Source organism: Acinetobacter sp. IK31 (genome assembly GCF_035615195.1).
GTDB lineage: Bacteria > Pseudomonadota > Gammaproteobacteria > Pseudomonadales > Moraxellaceae > Acinetobacter > Acinetobacter calcoaceticus_C.
The window spans coordinates 292,323-310,248 of record NZ_JANBOB010000030.1 but is presented as its reverse complement, the minus strand read 5'-3'; the positions used below and the strand labels follow the sequence as shown (position 1 = coordinate 310,248).

The following is a 17,926-nucleotide window of genomic DNA, read 5'->3' as shown; positions in this document are numbered from 1 at the left end:
TTTTTGTAGAAAAACAGCTTAAATATCAGTATTAACCAATGGTTGTTCTACTGCAAAATTAGGCGGAGTCAAAACGGTCTTGCGTATTTCTTTAGAGGTTTCTGGATAATCTAGAGTGTAGTGCAAACCTCGAGACTCTTTACGTTGCATTGCACAACGAACAATCATCTCAGATACGAGAACAAGATTACGCAGTTCAATCAGATTCTTGCTCACACGATAGTCTTGATAGTATTCAGTAATCTCACGCTTTAACATTTCAATACGGTGTAAAGCACGTTCTAAACGTTTCGTGGTTCTGACAATACCGACGTAATTCCACATGGTGGAACGTAACTCATCCCAGTTTTGTAAAATCACCACATCTTCATCGGGATTGGTAACTTGAGAGTCATCCCAAGACGGTACTTCTGGTAGTTTTAAATCTTCATCAAATTTATTTTCGATGTCTTTTGCTGCGCTCATGCCATAGACGAAGCACTCAAGTAATGAGTTACTTGCCATACGGTTTGCACCATGTAAACCCGTATAAGATGTTTCACCAATCGCATATAAGCCTTCAATATCGGTTTGGCTATTTGAGTCGACTACAACACCGCCACAGGTGTAATGAGCAGCAGGTACGACAGGAATCATATCTTTGGTAATGTCGATGCCGAGCTCTAATAAACGTGCATAAAGTGTAGGGAAGTGTTCTTTAATAAATTCAGGTGATTTGTGGGTAATGTCTAACCACACATGGCGAATACCGAGACGTTTGATTTCGTGGTCAATGGTACGTGCGACAATATCGCGTGGAGCTAGTTCCGCACGCTCATCAAAACGAAGCATGAAACGTTCACCATCAGGTAAGCGTAAATACGCACCTTCACCACGCATAGCTTCAGTAATTAAAAAAGAACGAGCTTGAGGGTGATAGAGACAAGTTGGATGGAATTGGTTAAATTCCATGTTCGCTACACGGCAACCCGCACGGTAAGCCATGGCAATGCCGTCACCTGTAGCAATATCTGGATTAGATGTGTATAGGTAAGCTTTCATTGCACCACCGCAAGCAAGCGCGGTAAATGGTGCAAGGACGGTATGCACCTTTTCTGTATTTTCATCTAATGCGTATAAACCAATAGCACGATTCGCTTGTTCGGTATGGCCTAATTTATGTGTTGTAATTAAATCAATCGCAATATAATTTTCAAAAATAGTAATATTTTTTCGTTCTTTAGCACGTTCAACTAAAGTGGTTGAAATAGCTTTGCCTGTTGCATCAGCAGAATGAATAATGCGGCGGTGTGAATGGCCACCTTCTCGGGTTAAATGAAGTTGTTCATCTTCATCTAGGGTAAACTGAACGCCTTGCTTTAATAGAAAATCTACAGAAGAGCGACCACCTTCTACAGTATGCTGAACCGCATCCATTTCACACAAATGAGCACCTGCAATCATAGTGTCATTAATGTGTTGTTGAATAGAGTCAGTCTCATCAAGAACAGCAGCAACACCACCTTGAGCGTAGAAGGTACTTGCTTCAGTTAAAGCAGCTTTGGCTAAAACTGCAATATTAAAATGATTTGGTAACGATAAAGCCAGACTTAAACCAGCGCCGCCGCTGCCCACAATAATCACGTCAAAGTGGTGAATTGTCTGTAAATTAGGCATGTCCATTCGCAACAATTTAAAACGTCCGCTAATGACACCCCTTTTTATCTAAAAAGGCAAGAGCTTAAGCGCTCTAACTCACAGAAAAATTGCAATTGGCTTAAAAAGTTGCAATGCGTAAAATAATCATTGTGATGATGTATTACAAATAAACATATTGTTACCCACAACTCCAAAGTGTTGTGATACAAAAGTTTTATTCTTTTTCTCGTAGACCAATTGTGGGTGAGCACCAAATGAAAACTCGCTATTTACAACAAGGAATGTATGCAGCGGTATTTACAGTTGCTGCTGTTCAGACAAATGCTGCTGTTGATTTTTCAAACCTCGTTGAACAAGTTAGTCCAGCAGTGGTGAGTGTGAATGTCGTAAAAAAAATGACTCAGGATGAGTTGTTGCAGCAGCAAGTTCCTGAAATTTTAAAACGTTTCTTCGGAAATCAGGTCATCATTCCACAGCAACAAGGCCCACAAGAAAAGACTGCATATGGTAGTGCATTTTTTATTAGTAAAGATGGTTACCTACTCACAAACCATCATGTGATTGAAAATGCTTCACGCATTAGTATTACTTTAAATGATCGACGTGAAATTGATGCAACAGTTGTTGGTAGCGATGAGCGTACAGACGTTGCATTGTTAAAGGTGACCGGAAATAGCTATCCAGCTTTACGAGTAGGGAACGTTGACCGCTTACGAGTAGGAGAGCCTGTTTTAGCAATTGGTTCTCCATTTGGTTTTGACTATTCAGCATCTGCGGGTATTGTCAGTGCTAAATCACGAAATATGATGGGCGAAACTTCAGTACCGTTTATTCAAACTGATGTTGCGCTAAATCCCGGTAACTCTGGTGGGCCACTATTTAACCAAAATGGTGAAGTGGTCGGAGTTAACTCTCGTATATTTAGCGGTACTGGCGGATATATGGGGTTATCTTTCTCTATCCCAATTGATGTAGCAATGGATGTAGCTGATCAGCTTAAAACTAAAGGTAAGGTCACACGTTCTTATCTTGGCGTAATGATGCAAGATATTGATCGTAATCTTGCAGATGCTTACAAATTGCCTAAGCCTGAAGGCGCTTTAATTACTCAGATTTCTCCAAACTCACCTGCACAAAAAGCAGGACTTAGAGCTGGAGATGTCATCTTAAAATTAAATGGCGTCCCTGTACTTCGTACTAGTGATTTACTCTATTCTTTGAATAAGGTACAACCAAATCAAACTGTTCAGTTTGAAGTATTACGTGATGATAAAACCCGTAATATTTCGGCGACTTTAAGTACTGCACCAGATGAGACTCCTGCTACAGGAGCACAAGCTGCGGTGTCTAAAGGTCCAGTTCTAGGAATGAGCATTCGTGATTTAGCTGAACCAGAAAAAAGTGCTTTAAGTGTAAAAGGTGGTATCTATGTACAAGATGTTCGCCGTGGTGGCTTAGCGTCATTGTCAAATATCATTCCGGGTGATGTGATTATTCAAGTCAACAATAACCAGATTTTAAATAGTCAGGATTTTGCAAAAGTTGTTTCTAACTTGCAAAAAAATACGGTAGCACGTGTTGCGATTATTCGTCAGGGACAACGCGCAATGCTTGGTTTACGTATCCAGTAAACTTAAAAAAGAAACAATGAACCACCTTAAATATGGGTGGTTTTTTGTTATTTATCTTGAGCGTATAGTGATATCTACCTACACTTATTTTAGTTTGAACGTTAATAAATAAGAGTGAACATTTGTGAGTAGTATTTTTGATTTACATATTCAGGTACAGTCACATCATATTGATGCATTAGGACATGTGAATAATGTAATGTATGTACAGTGGATGCAAGATGTAGCTGCTGCTCATGTTGAAACATTAGGAGTAGGGGTAACTAAGTATCTTGAGTTAAAGCATGCAATGGTCGCGGTTGAGCATCATGTGCAATATCGTAAAGCTGCATTTGAAGGTGAACAAATTGTATTACGCACATGGTTAGATGATATCAACGCGCTTTATTCTTTCCGCCAGTATGTATTTTTCCGTCCATCAGATCCGGCTGTATTATTTGTTGGAAATACCAAATGGGCATGTATTGAAATTGCCACAGGGTGCCCAAAACGAATGTCTCCAACTTTTACCCATGCATACAAGCCACTTGATTCAAGCATAAACCCTTATGATTTTACTGTTTCTTATACATGAGGTTGCTTAAGAAGGAATTGGGCTGCATTGGCCTTTTAAAAACATAAGTAAAAGGTAATGATTATTTTGGATACTTTAAAATATCCATCTGTTATAATCGCACGCAATTAATTTAACTGCTTTGGCTGTGTATTAAAACAAGCTACATAGCACTCTATATTTTCTCAAGGTAACCCATGGCGCAAGCTAAAAAATCCGTCGATATCAAAAATATACGAAATTTCTCGATTATTGCTCACATTGACCATGGTAAGTCTACATTGGCTGACCGTTTTATTCAGATGTGTGGTGGTCTACAAGATCGTGAAATGCAAGCCCAAGTCTTGGACTCAATGGAGCTTGAGCGTGAACGTGGGATTACCATTAAAGCCGCTTCTGTCACGCTGTATTACACTCATCCGAATGGTCAGGAATATCAACTTAACTTTATTGATACTCCTGGACACGTAGACTTCTCGTATGAAGTTTCTCGTTCTTTAGCCGCATGTGAAGGTGCGCTATTGGTTGTAGATGCTGCGCAAGGCGTAGAAGCACAATCAGTTGCAAACTGTTATACCGCAATTGAACAAGGTCTCGAAGTTCTTCCTATTTTAAATAAAATTGATTTACCGCAGGCTGAACCTGAACGTGTAATTCATGAAATTGAAGAAATTATCGGAATTGAAGCAACCGACGCACCAACCTGTTCAGCAAAAACTGGTTTAGGTGTTGAAGGTGTTTTAGAGCGTTTAGTCGATGTTATTCCATCACCTGAAGGCAATCGTGATGCTCCATTGCAGGCATTAATTATCGATTCATGGTTTGATAACTACCTAGGTGTAGTTTCTCTTGTACGTATTAAACAAGGTCGTATCCGTAAGGGCGACAAAATGTTGGTTAAATCGACAGGACAAACTCATCCGGTAACTTCAGTGGGTGTATTTAATCCTAAGCATACTGAAACAGATATTCTTGAAGCTGGTGAAGTAGGTTTTGTTATTGCGGGTATTAAAGATATTTTTGGTGCACCAGTAGGTGACACTATTACCCTTGCTGCTACACCTGATGTTGCTATTTTACCGGGTTTTAAAAAGGTTAAACCGCAGGTTTATGCTGGTCTTTTCCCGATTGATGCGAGTGATTTTGAGCCATTCCGTGAAGCACTACAAAAATTGCAGATCAACGACTCGGCTTTATTTTTTGAACCAGAAAGCTCAGATGCATTAGGTTTTGGTTTCCGTTGTGGCTTCTTAGGAATGCTACACATGGAGATTGTACAAGAGCGTTTAGAGCGTGAATATGACCTTGATCTAATCAGTTCTGCGCCTACCGTAATTTATGAAGCATTAACCAAGAAGGGCGAAACGATTTATATCGATAGTCCATCAAAAATGCCAGACGGATCTACTGTAGAAGATTTGCGCGAGCCGATTGCAGAGTGTCATATCCTTGTTCCTCAAGAATACTTAGGGAATGTAATGACCCTATGTATTGAACGCCGTGGTGTTCAAAAAGATATGAAATTCTTGGGTAATCAAGTTTCTATTACCTTTGAAATCCCGATGGCTGAAGTCGTTATGGATTTCTTTGATAAATTAAAATCATGTTCTCGTGGTTTTGCATCGCTAGACTATAACTTTGTACGTTTCGAAAGTTCAGCTTTAGTTAAGGTTGATGTATTAATTAATAGTGACAAGGTTGATGCCTTGGCTATGATTTGTCACCGTAATGACGCACGTCATCGTGGTATTGCATTGGTTGAGAAAATGAAAGATTTGATTCCTCGCCAAATGTACGACGTTGCTATTCAGGCGGCTATCGGTGCACAGATTATTGCTCGTTCTACTGTAAAAGCGATGCGTAAAAACGTATTAGCGAAATGTTATGGTGGTGACGTTTCACGTAAGAAAAAACTACTTTCTAAACAAAAAGAAGGTAAGAAACGTATGAAACAAGTGGGAAGTGTTGAAATTCCACAAGAAGCGTTCTTGGCTGTATTGAAAGTAGAAAGATAAGAAATGAGGGTAGGGGGAAGCAAAATATTGCTTTTCCCTACTTTAAGACAAGCAGCTAGGCTGCGAGTGAGGTCGTGTGGATTTTGATTTTAATTTAATTCTTGTTCCAGTTACGCTGATTCTATTTGCAGTGTGGTTGTTAGATAAACTTGTATTCAAACAGCGTGCAAATAAAGGGCGCGGGAACGAAAATTTTGTTATTACCTGGGCCTATGACTTTTGGCCAGTTTTAGCTGTAGTACTTGTACTTCGTTCATTTCTTTATGAACCATTTAATATTCCATCAGACTCTATGGTACCCACTTTAGAAACTGGTGATTTTATTCTGGTTAATAAATTTGATTATGGTGTGCGTTTACCTATCGTCAATAAGAAAATTATTGATGTGGGAGAACCCAAGCGTGGTGATGTGATTGTATTTCGTTATCCACCTCAACCTACCATTAGTTATATTAAACGTGTAATCGGTTTGCCGGGTGATCATCTTGTTTATGATCATGGACAATTGATTATTAACGGACAAAAAGTACCGAAAGTATTAACACAGTTTAGTCGCGAAAAAGATGTGTTAGATACCCCAACGTCTATTTATCATAAAGAGACGATAGGTGAGCACACCTTTATGATGCGTGAACTTGAAGGCGTAAATGTGGCGCGTCAAGCACCGTTTATCAACTATGTTGAAAATGGTAAATATGCAAACCAAGACGGTTTATATTGGGAAGTGACTGTTCCAAAAGGACATTACTTTGCAATGGGAGATAACCGTGATCAAAGTGCAGACAGTCGTTTCTGGGGCTTCGTTCCTGAAGAAAATTTAACAGGGCGAGCATTCTATGTGTGGATGCATAAAGAACCGGGTTTACATCTTCCTAACTTTGGCCGAAATGGAAAAATAGATTAAAAACAACCATTAGGAAAAAAAGAAATGCGTAAGGCACAACAAGGTACTTCGTATTTAGCAATTTTATTTGGGGTGGTTATATTTGCAGTTGCAGTAAAAGCTGTACTTGCAGTTTGGCCAGCATATTGGGATGATCGCTTGATTAATAATCAGATAGAGGAGCTTTTACAAGAAAGCTCTTCTGAGATCACACCACAGAAGTTTGCGACACAAATGGATCAGCGACTGGAAATGAACAATATTCGTGATCTCCACTTTAAAGAGATTGCGCAAGTGTTTAATCAGTCTGGTCTGATAGTCAAAAAGAAATATGAAGTAAGAAAACCTTTCTTATCAAATATTGATTTAGTTTTAACATTTGAGAAGAGTTTTGATAAAACATCAGTTCAAACTAAGTGATCCTCGCTTATTGAGTCGAATCGGATATCAATTCAAGCAGCTTGAATTGTTACAGTTAGCTTTGACTCATCGTTCGGTGAGTCATAAATACAATTACGAGCGCTTGGAATTTTTAGGCGATTCATTATTAGGTATGATTGTTGCCAATTATCTATATCATGCCTATCCAAATGAAAACGAAGGTCGTCTAACGCGTATGCGAGCGACTTTAGTACGTCAGGAAGCTTTAGGTAAGATTGCAACCGATTTGCAACTTAGTCGGTGTTTAATATTAAGTACGGGTGAATTGAAATCTGGTGGTCATCATCGTGAGTCAATATTGGCTGACACGGTAGAAGCGATTATTGGTGCAATTTATATTGATAGTGGTGATCTCAACTTACTTACAGATATTGTGCTAAAATGGTATGTACCCTATTTAGACCATATTGAACCTACGGATCAACTTAAAGACCCGAAATCACGTTTACAAGAGTATCTACAAGCACGTAAAAAACCTCTCCCTGTTTACGAGGTTGTAGATATTCAGGGTGATGCACCTCACCAGCACTTTAAAGTTGAATGTTTGATTGATGGTTTATCAAAGATTTATGGTGAGGGTTCAAGTCGTCGTTTTGCCGAGCAGGCAGCAGCGGCGGAAATTTTAAAGTTATTGGAGCAATAACCTGCATGTCGATGCATTCTGATCAAATCAATCCAGATTCAAATGATAACCAAGATCCTAATAATCTGATTGATCAATTTTTTAGTTCCAAAGGCGTGACAATTCCTTCGGATTTTAAGAGCGGATTTGTGGCGATTGTAGGACGTCCAAATGTGGGTAAATCTACCCTCATGAACCATTTGTTAGGTCAAAAGCTCTCTATTACTTCGCGTAAACCTCAAACAACACGTCATAAAATTATTGGTATTGATTCGCGTGAAAAAATGCAGGCGGTATATGTAGATACCCCAGGTATGCATAAAAAAGAAGTACGCGCTATTAATAAAATGATGAACCGTGCAGCTCATTCTGCATTACGTGACGTCAATTTGGTCTTATTTGTTATTGATGCTTATAAGTGGACCCCAAATGATGATTTAGTGCTTGAAAAACTCAAGAATGCTGAAATGCCAGTTATTTTGGTGATTAACAAGGCTGATACTTTTGAAGATAAAAGAGATATTCTGCCTTTAATTCAAGAGCGTGCAAAGCTTATGAATTTTGCCGAGATCGTTCCTGTATCTGCATTACGCGGAGCAAATCTGGAACACTTGAGTGAAACGATTGAGAAGTATCTTCCTTATCAAGCGCCTTTGTATTCATTTGATCAGATTACTGACCGTTCTGAACGCTTTTTAGCTAGCGAAATTATTCGTGAAAAAATCATGCGCCAGTTAGGTGAAGAACTACCTTATGATTTAACAGTACAAATCGAATCTTTCAAAACGGAAGAAGCTGCTGTTAGTGAAAAAACGGGTCGTTTAAAACCAGCTTGTACTTATATTGATGCAACGATTTTTGTAGATCGTGCGGGCCAAAAAGCGATTGTAATTGGTGAAAAAGGTGCCAAGCTTAAAACAATCGGTATGGATGCCCGAAAAGACATGGAAAAAATGTTTGAGCAAAAAATTATGCTCACACTTTGGGTGAAAGTGAAGGGTGGCTGGTCTGATGATGAGCGTGCCTTAAAAAGCTTAGGATATAGTGATATCTAAAGGATAAGGATAAGGATAAGGATACTGGTATGAAAACAATTACATCATTGGTGACTATAGTTGGATGTACATTGATGTTACAAGGTTGTGTATATAAGCTTGTAACCGTACCAGTAGGGATCGCCTATAAAACTACAAAAGGTGTTGTCAAAGGTACAGCGGCTGTTGTAGGTGCGGTGATTCCTGATGGTGATGATGAGGATGACAAAAAAGAAAAAGAATCTGAGGAATAGTTTCTTTTTATGATGCGCAATGAAGTCCTCCATGGATATATGATTCATCACCGTAAGTACCGTGAAAAAAGTCATATTGTGCATCTTTTTACTCAGGAATATGGGCGAGTCGATGGTATTTTAAGACAGACTCCGCCCCCTCAGTATCAACCTATCCGATTACAAGCGACAGGTAAAAGTGAGCTAAAAAACTTTACCAAGTTAGAAATATTAAATCAGCCTGTTTTCTTTTTTGGTGACGCCTTTTTTGCCGGATTTTATTTAAGTGAAATCATTCTTCGGCTATGTCCACTAGAAGAACCAATGCCTCAATCTTTTGAGCAATATCAGTTAACGCTATTGCAGTTACAGCAGTTGGCTTCTACTGATCACCCCGATCTTTTTTTAAGACAGATACTGCGCCAGTTCGAACATGTGCTTTTGCCTGAATTGGGATACGCACTTGATTTTTCAGTTGATACTCAGCAGCAGCCGATTCAGCCTCATCAGTTTTATCAATTTCAAGTGACCGAAGGTTTTGCTCCCATTGCGCAGGCGAGTCGTTCCTCTTTGTCAGGAAAAGCGATTTTGTCTATGGTGGATTATGAGCAAGGGCAGGATTTTTCTCACGAACAACTGCAATTATTAGGTAAACTATACCGTCAAATGATTACATCGCTTTTAGGAGATCGTCCTCTAAAAAGTCGACAATTGTGGATTCAAAATACTCAAACTCAATCGTAATTAGGATTTATTTATGGCTGCATTGCTTGGTGTAAACATAGACCATGTTGCTACTTTAAGACAGGCGCGCGGTACTACTTATCCAGACCCTGTAGAAGCTGCTCTCATTTGTGAACAAGCTGGTGCAGAAGGGATTACCTTGCATTTGCGTGAAGATCGTCGCCATATTCAGGATGATGACGTACGTCGTATGCGACCATTATTAAAAACACGCATGAATCTAGAAATGGCTGTTACTGATGAAATGGTTGAGTTTGCCAAAGAAATTCAGCCACAGCATGTATGCTTCGTGCCAGAAAGACGCCAAGAAGTAACAACTGAAGGTGGTTTAGATGTAGTAGGTAACTTTGATAAGGTTAAAGCTGCAACTCAGGCCTTGGCTGCTATTGGTTGTGATGTATCATTATTTATTGATGCCGATTTAGCTCAGATTGATGCAGCAATTGCTTGTGGAGCACCTACTATTGAATTACACACGGGGGCCTATGCAGACGCGATAACAGAACAAGAGCAGCAAGAAGAACTAGCACGTATTATAAAAGGTGTGGAATACGCAGCTTCAAAAGGTTTGGTGGTAAATGCGGGTCACGGACTTAATTTAAAGAATGTTGCTCCAATTGCTGCTATCTCACAAATTCACGAGTTAAACATTGGGCACTCGATTATTGCTGACAGCATTTTTGTAGGTCTGGTTCAAGCTGTTAAAGATATGAAAGCGGCAATTCAGGTGGCAGGTTAATTGGTTATGTCGAGTATCAATTACGATGAATTAATGCAACCTGTCTTGGCTTTTTTAGGATGTCAAACACCAAACGCGTGGTTAGATGAGGCAATTAATAATTTAGATATCTTGATGCAAGATCATGCTAATTGCGAAAAAAAAGCAGCTAGTACAGCAATGAACTTAATGTTCCGTTATAGCTTTTTTCCTGATTTGCAAGTAAAGCTTGCACAACTAGTACGGGAAGAAATGCTCCATTATGAACAGGTGCTTGAGCTTATGGCCAAGCGTGGTCAGAAATGGGATGGCTTAAGTGCAGGGCGCTATGCGGGTGGCTTGCGTAAAGAGATTCGTACTTATGAACCCGAAGCTTTAATTGATGTACTAGTGGTAGGTGCTTTTGTTGAGGCTCGCTCATGCGAACGTTTCCATGCACTTGCTCCACGCGTAGATGAAGAGTTGGGGCGCTATTATCGCTACTTGCTTAAGTCGGAGTCTCGTCATTTTGAAGACTATTTGGCACTTGCACTTGATGCTGCAAAAAATGCAAAAATGAAAAATCCTAAAGAGGATATTCAACAGCGCATTGAGCATATTCGTGAGGTTGAAAAGAATCTGATTTTAACGCCTGATGATACCTTCCGTTTTCACAGTGGTGTGCCTGCATAATATTAAAAGTTTTAAAAAAGTTTATCTTATCTAGATAAACTTTTTTATTTTAACCCTTTAATTTTAAATTAATTTTTAGGATTGGTTAGCTCAGATCTGCGCTGTTTATTACCTGTTAATCTTAATAAAACTATATTCATATATTTTTATTTTCTCGATTTTTATTATTCGTAATAAAATTTTCGAAAATTTTTATTTTTAAAGTAATAACGAATATTATGTAAATATACAGATAAGATTGTTCATAATCGGATCAACTAAAGTAGTCAAATATTTTAAGGATATAAGAATGTTAGCATTAGTTACGGGTGCCTCGGCGGGCTTTGGTTATAGCATTTCTAAAAAACTGATTGAGTTAGGTTATAAGGTTATTGGCTGTGGAAGACGGGCAGAAAAACTAAAAGAATTACAGCAAGAGCTTGGTGATAAATTCTATCCGTTAGTATTTGATATGACAGATACGGCAGAAAATATAAATAAAGCATTGGTTGCTTTACCAGCCGAATTTCAAATCAGTCAAATTGATTTATTGGTTAATAATGCTGGTCTAGCATTAGGGTTAGAGTCAGCAGATAAATCAGATTTGGGTGATTGGTACACTATGGTTGATACCAATATTAAAGGGTTGATCACCGTTACACGGTTAATTTTACCGAATATGGTGAAGAAAAAGTCCGGTTTAATCATCAATATGGGTTCTATTGCAGGTACATATCCGTATCCGGGCGGTAATGTTTATGGTGCAACTAAAGCATTTGTGGAGCAATTTAGTTTAAATCTTCGAGCTGATTTGTCTGGTACTGGCATTCGAGTAACTAATATTGAGCCAGGTCTTTGTGGTGGTACAGAATTTTCTTTAGTACGTTTTAAAGGCGATCAGGAGAAAGTGAACAATCTATATGATAAAAAGAACCCAATTTTGCCTGAAGATATTGCAAATACGGTAGCGTGGGTTGCATCACAACCTCCACATATTAATATTAACCGTATTGAAATGATGCCTACTTCTCAGTCTTTTAATCCTTTAAAAGTTGTTGAGGTAGAGTAATAAGGTTCAGAATGAACCGATAGTGAGTTTATAGATGCTAGGTCTTTTGAATTTTGATTCGGACATTGAATGAAATTAATCATTAAATCCTCTATGTTATGATAGGGGTTTTTTTATAGTTATTGATAAATTTATGGCAAAAAAAAGCCCGCTTTAATACTGCGGGCTTTTTAGTATTTGGCTCTCCCACCTGGGCTCGAACCAGGGACCTGCGGATTAACAGTCCGTCGCTCTACCGACTGAGCTATGGGAGAATCTGCATGCGATTATAAGGAGATTTTGAGAAGGGTCAAGTGTAAATTGCCATGTTTACTTTATTTTTGTGCTGTATGCTTTTTATTTGATCAGTTAAGGGGTGAGCTAAGAAATTACTTGCACTTTAAAAAATCAATTGCTAAATTCGGAACAGAACAAGCGTTTGAAGAAATTCAAACAGTGTGGATTTAAAACCAACTTGCCAGCACTAAAATGGCTAAATCGGAGATAAGTATGAAAACACTTACTGTTGCCTCTATTTTTTCTAATTTTGATTTTTATCAACGTAATTATCTCAATATTTTAAGTCAACCAGAATCTTATTACACGCCTGTAGAGGGTGCGTCGATTGATGCTTATCCTTTTAAAAAGCAGGACTTGTATTTAGGTGATTTATTGCAGCTTTGGTTTAGTTCCAAATGGAATGTGCATAGTTCACTAAAAATTTTAAAAAGTTCAAAACTATTAAACCCTTCTAAAGCTTTATATATTTTTCAATTAGAAGGAGAGTTGCTGCTGGGCAAAAATAAAGTTCTAGCTTGGTCTGTTGAACATCAAGAGGTGGTAGAGCTTCAACTCAAGAATATTTGGGCTTCTTATGTCGTGGCACAAACCTGTGACCGTCCAGATAATCCAGTTTACTCAATAAAAAAGGCAGCGGTTTAAAGCTGCCTTTAATGATTATGGACGAATAATCATGCAGGTTGCTGTTGCATAGGCATACAGTTTACCTTCCTCATCAATAATCTTTCCTTCGGAAATTCCTAAGTTTTTACTTAAGTTAATGACTTTACCTATCGCAATTAAAGGGTGGTTCTTTGGAATAGGGCGACACATTTTTACGTTAAGATCGATTGTTCCGTAGCCTACACCAGCAGGTAACATCGTATGTACTGCACAGCCAGTCACAGAATCTAAAACTGTAGCAGCAAAGCCACCATGTACGCCGCCTAGCGGATTTAGATGATTATGATCTGCTTGGGCTTTAAAAGTAACAGACCCTTCTGAAATTTCAGTAGGTTGCATAGGTATGGTTTTACTAATACTTGCTGCTGGAATATGGCCATCAATCATCGCTTGTAAAAATTCAAGACCAGTCATTTCCATCGGATTTTTCATTTTTGAGTCCTTTAATTATATAAGTTCTTAAATGGAACTTGTTGTTAGCCTATTATTAAGTCATCGATATGTCAATTCCACGAATTAAAGATTGAACTGATGAGTTGAAGACTTACAGCTTACCTACGGAGCATAAAACATCTTTATTCTAAAAAGTGGAATAAATTAGTTGCATAATGAATTAGATAGATAAGAAGTTCTTCTTATACACTATAAAAAATAGCAGGAGCATAAGGATAATGCTTTTAAAAATTGCACTTGCGATGGTGGCTTTTGCGGCAAATTCTGTGTTGTGCCGTTTGGCTCTGGCAGGGCATCATATCGACCCAATGAGTTTTAGCTTAATACGAGTAGTGAGTGGTGCAGTTGTTTTATTGGGGCTATTTTTATATTCAAAAACGTCTCAAACTGATGTTCAATGGAATTTTAAGAACGCATTTTTTCTAGCAGTTTATGTTTTAGCATTTTCTTGTGCCTATCTTCAAATAGATGCAGGTATAGGCGCTTTACTATTATTTGGTGTCGTACAACTTACCATGGTGCTTTACGGTTATTGGTATGGCGAACAAATTGGCATGTACCGTGGTATCGGTTTATGCATAGCTTTAGCAGGCATGATTGTTTTGCTATTACCTGGTACTCACGCACCTCATTGGAAGTATGCTTTGCTTATGATCCTGTCTGGTTTGGCATGGGCTGGATACAGCATTGCTGGCCGTAACATGACACAACCTGTCGGAAGCACATTGGCAAATTTTATATTGGCTGTACCAATCGTTTTGTTGGCAAATATATTGTTTAATCAAGAGCGGTATATTGATTTTTACGGTTGGGTATTAGCAATTTTGTCTGGTGGTGTGACTTCAAGTGGGGCTTATGTAGTTTGGTATGCAATTTTGAAGCATATTGATCGAGTGACTGCTAGTACCGTGCAGTTGAGTGTGCCATGTTTGGCAATTTTAGGTGGAAATCTATTTGTTAATGAAGTGGTAACAGGGCGAGTGATTTTGTCTAGTTTTATGGTTTTGTTTGGAATTTTTCTGGTTATTTATATGATGCCCAAGAAAGGCAAAGCATAGAACAATTAAAAAAGGGTTCTCTTTGAAGAGAACCCTTTTTTATAAAAGATGCAGATTATTTCGCAGCTTTTTCAGCTTCAATAGAAGCAATTGCAGCATCTACACCGTCAATTGAGTCAGCAGCTTTTTTGATACGTGCTAACGCATCAACAAGCACTTCATCAGCAGTCGCATATGAAATACGCATAAAACCGCCTAGACCAAATGCATCACCAGGAACTACTGCTACACCAGTTTCTTCTAGTAACCATTCAGAGAACTCTGTGCAAGATTTTAAGCCTTTTGCACGAATAAGAGGACGAATGTTTGCATAGGCATAGAAGGCACCGTCAGCAGGCAAACAAGAGATCCCTTGGATTTCATTCAAACCATTTACAACTAAGTCATGACGGCGTTTGAACGCTTTAATCATTGGTTGAAGTACATCTTGAGGACCATTTAATGCAGCTTCAGCAGCAACTTGTGAAATAGAAGTTGGGTTTGAAGTTGATTGAGACTGGATTTTTTTCATTGCGCCAATGATTTTTGCTGGGCCGGCTGCATAGCCGATACGCCAACCAGTCATCGCATATGCTTTAGACACACCATTTAAAACAATCGTACGATCATATAAATCTGGAGCAACAGTTGCGATGTTGTAGAACTCATCTTCCCAACGAATTGGTTCATACATATCGTCAGATGCAACAAATACTTGTGGATGGCGACGTAATACTTCAGCTAAAGCTTCTAATTCAGCTTTGCTATAGATCATACCTGTTGGGTTAGATGGGCTGTTTAATACCACTAAACGAGTGTTAGGAGTAATAGCCGCTTCTAATTGTTCAGGAGTAATTTTGAAACGTTGGTCTTCACCACATTTCACAATGACTGGAGTACCTTCAGCAATAATGACCATATCTGGATAGCTTACCCAGAAAGGTGCTGGAATGATAACTTCATCGCCTTTGTTTAATAGAGCAAGTGCTAAGTTAAAGAAGCTTTGCTTGCCACCACATGAAACCAAAATCTGATTCGCTTGATAATCAAGATTATTATCGCGTTTAAATTTAGCAATAATTGCTTTTTTTAACCCAGGAGTACCATCTACAGCCGTATATTTGGTGAAACCATTATTAATCGCTTCAATTGCAGCATCTTTGATGTGTTGAGGGGTATCAAAGTCTGGTTCGCCAGCACCTAAACCAATTACGTTCTTGCCAGCAGCTTTAAGTTCAGCAGCTTTGTTGGTTACAGCAAGTGTAGGGGACGGTTTGATAGCATTGACACGATCAGAAAGACGTACGTCCACGGCAATATTCCTCTTATGGGATTAAAAAATAAAAAGCATACTATCTTATCGCAAAAATTAAGTAATTTGCGGATGTGAACCTTTTCAGATGTAAAAAAGTTTAGTTTAGTAATCATCTTAAGCAATATTTATTCAATTGAAGCTTTTTTAGAAAGAAATGAGAAAATCATTTATAATAGGTCGCAATCGAAATTTCGAGAATGAATCATGACTGAGCAACAGCCAAAACAGAAAAAGGCTTTGGTGAAATTGCCATTCCCAATGCCGAATGATAGCAATGAAGCCGACGACGCGGTACACAACCAAGTGCGTCCAAAACCAGAGCAATACGCAGATAGAACATGGATGCCTCCACGTGGTACTCGTCGTTCTATGGGAAAACGTTAAGTTCAAAAACAGGCAATATGCCTGTTTTTTTATTGATTAAATAAAATTTCCTGATAATAGCTTTTTTTCTTTTGGTACATGTGATGGTCAGCTCGCTTCAACATGTCCTCAATTTGTTCATTTGCTTGAGTTGTTGCATGTCCAATTGCAATGCTAACTGGGTGGCTTGAATAATATTGATTGTCGATATTAAAAAGCTCCTGAATAGTTTGAAGCATAATTAGAACATTCGCTTCATCTGCCCCCGGCATTAAAATTACGAACTCATCGCCACCTATTCTAGAGGCTGTATAGGGCGTATTTATAATGGTCTGATTTAAAATATTTCCGACGCGACGCAATAAGCCGTCCCCAATATCATGACCAAACTGATCATTTGTTTCTTTTAATCCATTCATATCTAAGAAAATTGAAGAAACAGGCCGAATAATACTTCGGTTTAAACGATTAAGTTCTTCTGTAAAAAAAGCACGATTATATAGTTTGGTAAGAACATCGTGTTGTCCCAGATATTCAAGATAGTTTTCTGCTTTTTTACGTGCGGTAATATCTGTAAGTGCAACCTGTACCAGTCCCCAAGTCTCTTCATAACCAGGGAAAACGGTAAATTGAAGCAATACATTTCTTATTTGCCCATCTAAGGCATAATTGATGGCTTCACGTTTATGATGAATATTACCCTGCCAAAGTTCGATAAGTTGTTCCCGAAAGGTTTCAATCATCTCTTGTGCAAAAATTTTATGTGTATTTCTCAAGAGTGTCGTTTTATCAGGTGATTTAAATAAGTCTAAAGTTGCCTGATTAACATCTAAAATCAGAATATCTTCTATACATTGGCGGACAAATTCAGGATGAACATCTAGAAAAGTTCTAAAATCTTCAATTCCCAATAGCCTAAGTTGATCAATTCTATTTTTTATACGGCTGAAATCTTCAACCCAAAGAGAGGTGGGTGAATAGATAAACATAGACTCAGCTAATCGACGATTTTTTTCTTCCTCACGAAGTGCATTTTGATAGGGCGTAATGTCTTCGGTCGTGATTAATACACGCTCAAAGGTCGATTCAGAGCCGGGTAAAATAGAACCTCTTAGCTGAACATCAATACGTTTGCCTGATAAGGTGTAATTTACAGTCGTACTTGAAAAGTGAGTTTTACCCTTCCATAGTTCTTCAAGTTCATGAATATGTGATTCGAACATTTCTTTTTTAAAAATAAGATTTAAATTCGAATAGAGTTCTTCGTGAGTTTTTGCTTCAAAAAGTTCTAATGTTTTTTGATTAACGCGAACGATTTTAATTTTATGTGCGCATTCAATAATTAAATTTTTATTTTGACTTAAAAACTCATGGAGGTTTTCAATACCTTGATTTCTCCATAAGTCAAATTGTTGTTTAACTTCACTGAAATCTTCAATCCACATTGGAATTGGGCTAAGGTCAAAAATTGAAGAATCTAAAGTTTCCATATGTTTCTTTAAGTATTCAGTTTGCCTTAAAGTATAATGAGAAAAGCTCATATTTGAAAAGATAAAGATTTTAAATTTATTAGAATAATTAAAT

At 38.2% G+C, this 17,926-nt stretch carries 19 protein-coding genes, 1 tRNA gene and 1 pseudogene; 16 read left to right on the top strand and 5 right to left on the bottom strand.

Features of this window, described 5'->3' with window-relative positions; all coding sequences use genetic code 11:
* Positions 1–18 precede the first annotated feature (18 nt).
* Positions 19–1,662, bottom strand: a complete 1,644-nt coding sequence (gene nadB / locus MSG66_RS14915; protein ID WP_133972253.1) for an L-aspartate oxidase — start codon at positions 1,660–1,662, stop codon at positions 19–21.
* Positions 1,663–1,892: 230 nt separating this feature from the next.
* Between nadB and MSG66_RS14910 the strand changes: the two genes are divergently transcribed.
* The 12 genes from MSG66_RS14910 (at position 1,893) to MSG66_RS14855 (ending at position 12,232) form a co-directional block, all read left to right on the top strand.
* The gene (locus MSG66_RS14910) at positions 1,893–3,269 is read left to right on the top strand and encodes a Do family serine endopeptidase (RefSeq protein WP_197730988.1); all 1,377 of its coding nucleotides are present in this window, start codon (positions 1,893–1,895) and stop codon (positions 3,267–3,269) included.
* Positions 3,270–3,393: 124 nt separating this feature from the next.
* The gene (locus MSG66_RS14905) at positions 3,394–3,843 is read left to right on the top strand and encodes an acyl-CoA thioesterase (RefSeq protein WP_324654491.1); all 450 of its coding nucleotides are present in this window, start codon (positions 3,394–3,396) and stop codon (positions 3,841–3,843) included.
* Between the two features lie 176 nt (positions 3,844–4,019).
* Positions 4,020–5,837 (top strand): translation elongation factor 4, encoded by a 1,818-nt coding sequence (gene lepA / locus MSG66_RS14900; RefSeq protein WP_133972255.1) that lies wholly within the window; start codon positions 4,020–4,022, stop codon positions 5,835–5,837.
* Between the two features lie 76 nt (positions 5,838–5,913).
* Entirely contained in the window at positions 5,914–6,741 is an 828-nt protein-coding gene (gene lepB / locus MSG66_RS14895) for a signal peptidase I (RefSeq protein WP_262472601.1), read from the top strand.
* A 24-nt stretch (positions 6,742–6,765) separates the two neighbouring features.
* Positions 6,766–7,140, top strand: coding sequence for a DUF4845 domain-containing protein (locus MSG66_RS14890; RefSeq protein ID WP_133972257.1), 375 nt, complete (start codon positions 6,766–6,768; stop codon positions 7,138–7,140).
* Positions 7,112–7,804: a ribonuclease III gene (rnc, locus tag MSG66_RS14885; protein ID WP_004643662.1), complete on the top strand. Its 693-nt coding sequence runs from the start codon at positions 7,112–7,114 to the stop codon at positions 7,802–7,804. Before MSG66_RS14890 ends, rnc begins: the two co-directional genes overlap by 29 nt.
* Before the next feature lie 11 nt (positions 7,805–7,815).
* Positions 7,816–8,838: a GTPase Era gene (era, locus tag MSG66_RS14880; protein ID WP_133976197.1), complete on the top strand. Its 1,023-nt coding sequence runs from the start codon at positions 7,816–7,818 to the stop codon at positions 8,836–8,838.
* A gap of 29 nt (positions 8,839–8,867) precedes the next feature.
* Positions 8,868–9,071: an NF038104 family lipoprotein gene (locus MSG66_RS14875; protein WP_133972259.1), complete on the top strand. Its 204-nt coding sequence runs from the start codon at positions 8,868–8,870 to the stop codon at positions 9,069–9,071.
* A 9-nt stretch (positions 9,072–9,080) separates the two neighbouring features.
* Positions 9,081–9,794 carry a DNA repair protein RecO gene (recO, locus tag MSG66_RS14870; RefSeq protein ID WP_262472604.1) on the top strand — a complete coding sequence of 238 codons (714 nt, stop codon included), beginning with the start codon at positions 9,081–9,083 and terminating at the stop codon, positions 9,792–9,794.
* Between the two features lie 13 nt (positions 9,795–9,807).
* Positions 9,808–10,533, top strand: a complete 726-nt coding sequence (pdxJ, locus tag MSG66_RS14865) for a pyridoxine 5'-phosphate synthase (RefSeq protein ID WP_133972261.1) — start codon at positions 9,808–9,810, stop codon at positions 10,531–10,533.
* A gap of 6 nt (positions 10,534–10,539) precedes the next feature.
* Positions 10,540–11,184, top strand: a complete 645-nt coding sequence (locus tag MSG66_RS14860; RefSeq protein WP_133972263.1) for a tRNA-(ms[2]io[6]A)-hydroxylase — start codon at positions 10,540–10,542, stop codon at positions 11,182–11,184.
* Positions 11,185–11,473: 289 nt separating this feature from the next.
* Positions 11,474–12,232 (top strand): SDR family NAD(P)-dependent oxidoreductase, encoded by a 759-nt coding sequence (locus MSG66_RS14855; protein ID WP_262472608.1) that lies wholly within the window; start codon positions 11,474–11,476, stop codon positions 12,230–12,232.
* Positions 12,233–12,410: 178 nt separating this feature from the next.
* On the opposite strand, the gene MSG66_RS14850 is transcribed toward MSG66_RS14855, so the two are convergent.
* Positions 12,411–12,486: transfer RNA gene (locus MSG66_RS14850), tRNA-Asn, on the bottom strand.
* 46 nt (positions 12,487–12,532) lie between these two features.
* Here MSG66_RS14850 and MSG66_RS14845 point away from each other — a divergent pair.
* Both MSG66_RS14845 and MSG66_RS14840 read left to right on the top strand, forming a co-directional pair.
* Entirely contained in the window at positions 12,533–12,679 is a 147-nt protein-coding gene (locus MSG66_RS14845) for a hypothetical protein (RefSeq protein ID WP_133976199.1), read from the top strand.
* Between the two features lie 42 nt (positions 12,680–12,721).
* Positions 12,722–13,153, top strand: coding sequence for a hypothetical protein (locus tag MSG66_RS14840; RefSeq protein WP_262472610.1), 432 nt, complete (start codon positions 12,722–12,724; stop codon positions 13,151–13,153).
* A 15-nt stretch (positions 13,154–13,168) separates the two neighbouring features.
* Here MSG66_RS14840 and MSG66_RS14835 read toward each other — a convergent pair whose 3' ends face one another.
* Positions 13,169–13,606 (bottom strand): PaaI family thioesterase, encoded by a 438-nt coding sequence (locus MSG66_RS14835; protein ID WP_262472611.1) that lies wholly within the window; start codon positions 13,604–13,606, stop codon positions 13,169–13,171.
* Positions 13,607–13,845: 239 nt separating this feature from the next.
* On the opposite strand from MSG66_RS14835, the gene MSG66_RS14830 reads away from it, so the two are divergent.
* Entirely contained in the window at positions 13,846–14,685 is an 840-nt protein-coding gene (locus MSG66_RS14830; protein ID WP_262472612.1) for a DMT family transporter, read from the top strand.
* Between the two features lie 55 nt (positions 14,686–14,740).
* Here the strand turns inward: MSG66_RS14830 and MSG66_RS14825 are convergent, their stop codons facing one another.
* Positions 14,741–15,976: a pyridoxal phosphate-dependent aminotransferase gene (locus tag MSG66_RS14825; protein ID WP_324654490.1), complete on the bottom strand. Its 1,236-nt coding sequence runs from the start codon at positions 15,974–15,976 to the stop codon at positions 14,741–14,743.
* A gap of 207 nt (positions 15,977–16,183) precedes the next feature.
* Between MSG66_RS14825 and MSG66_RS14820 the strand changes: the two genes are divergently transcribed.
* Positions 16,184–16,363 carry a hypothetical protein gene (locus MSG66_RS14820; protein ID WP_005038911.1) on the top strand — a complete coding sequence of 60 codons (180 nt, stop codon included), beginning with the start codon at positions 16,184–16,186 and terminating at the stop codon, positions 16,361–16,363.
* Between the two features lie 32 nt (positions 16,364–16,395).
* Here the strand turns inward: MSG66_RS14820 and MSG66_RS14815 are convergent.
* Positions 16,396–17,832, bottom strand: a pseudogene (locus MSG66_RS14815) (diguanylate cyclase domain-containing protein); the annotation flags it as partial.
* Positions 17,833–17,926: the final 94 nt, after the last annotated feature.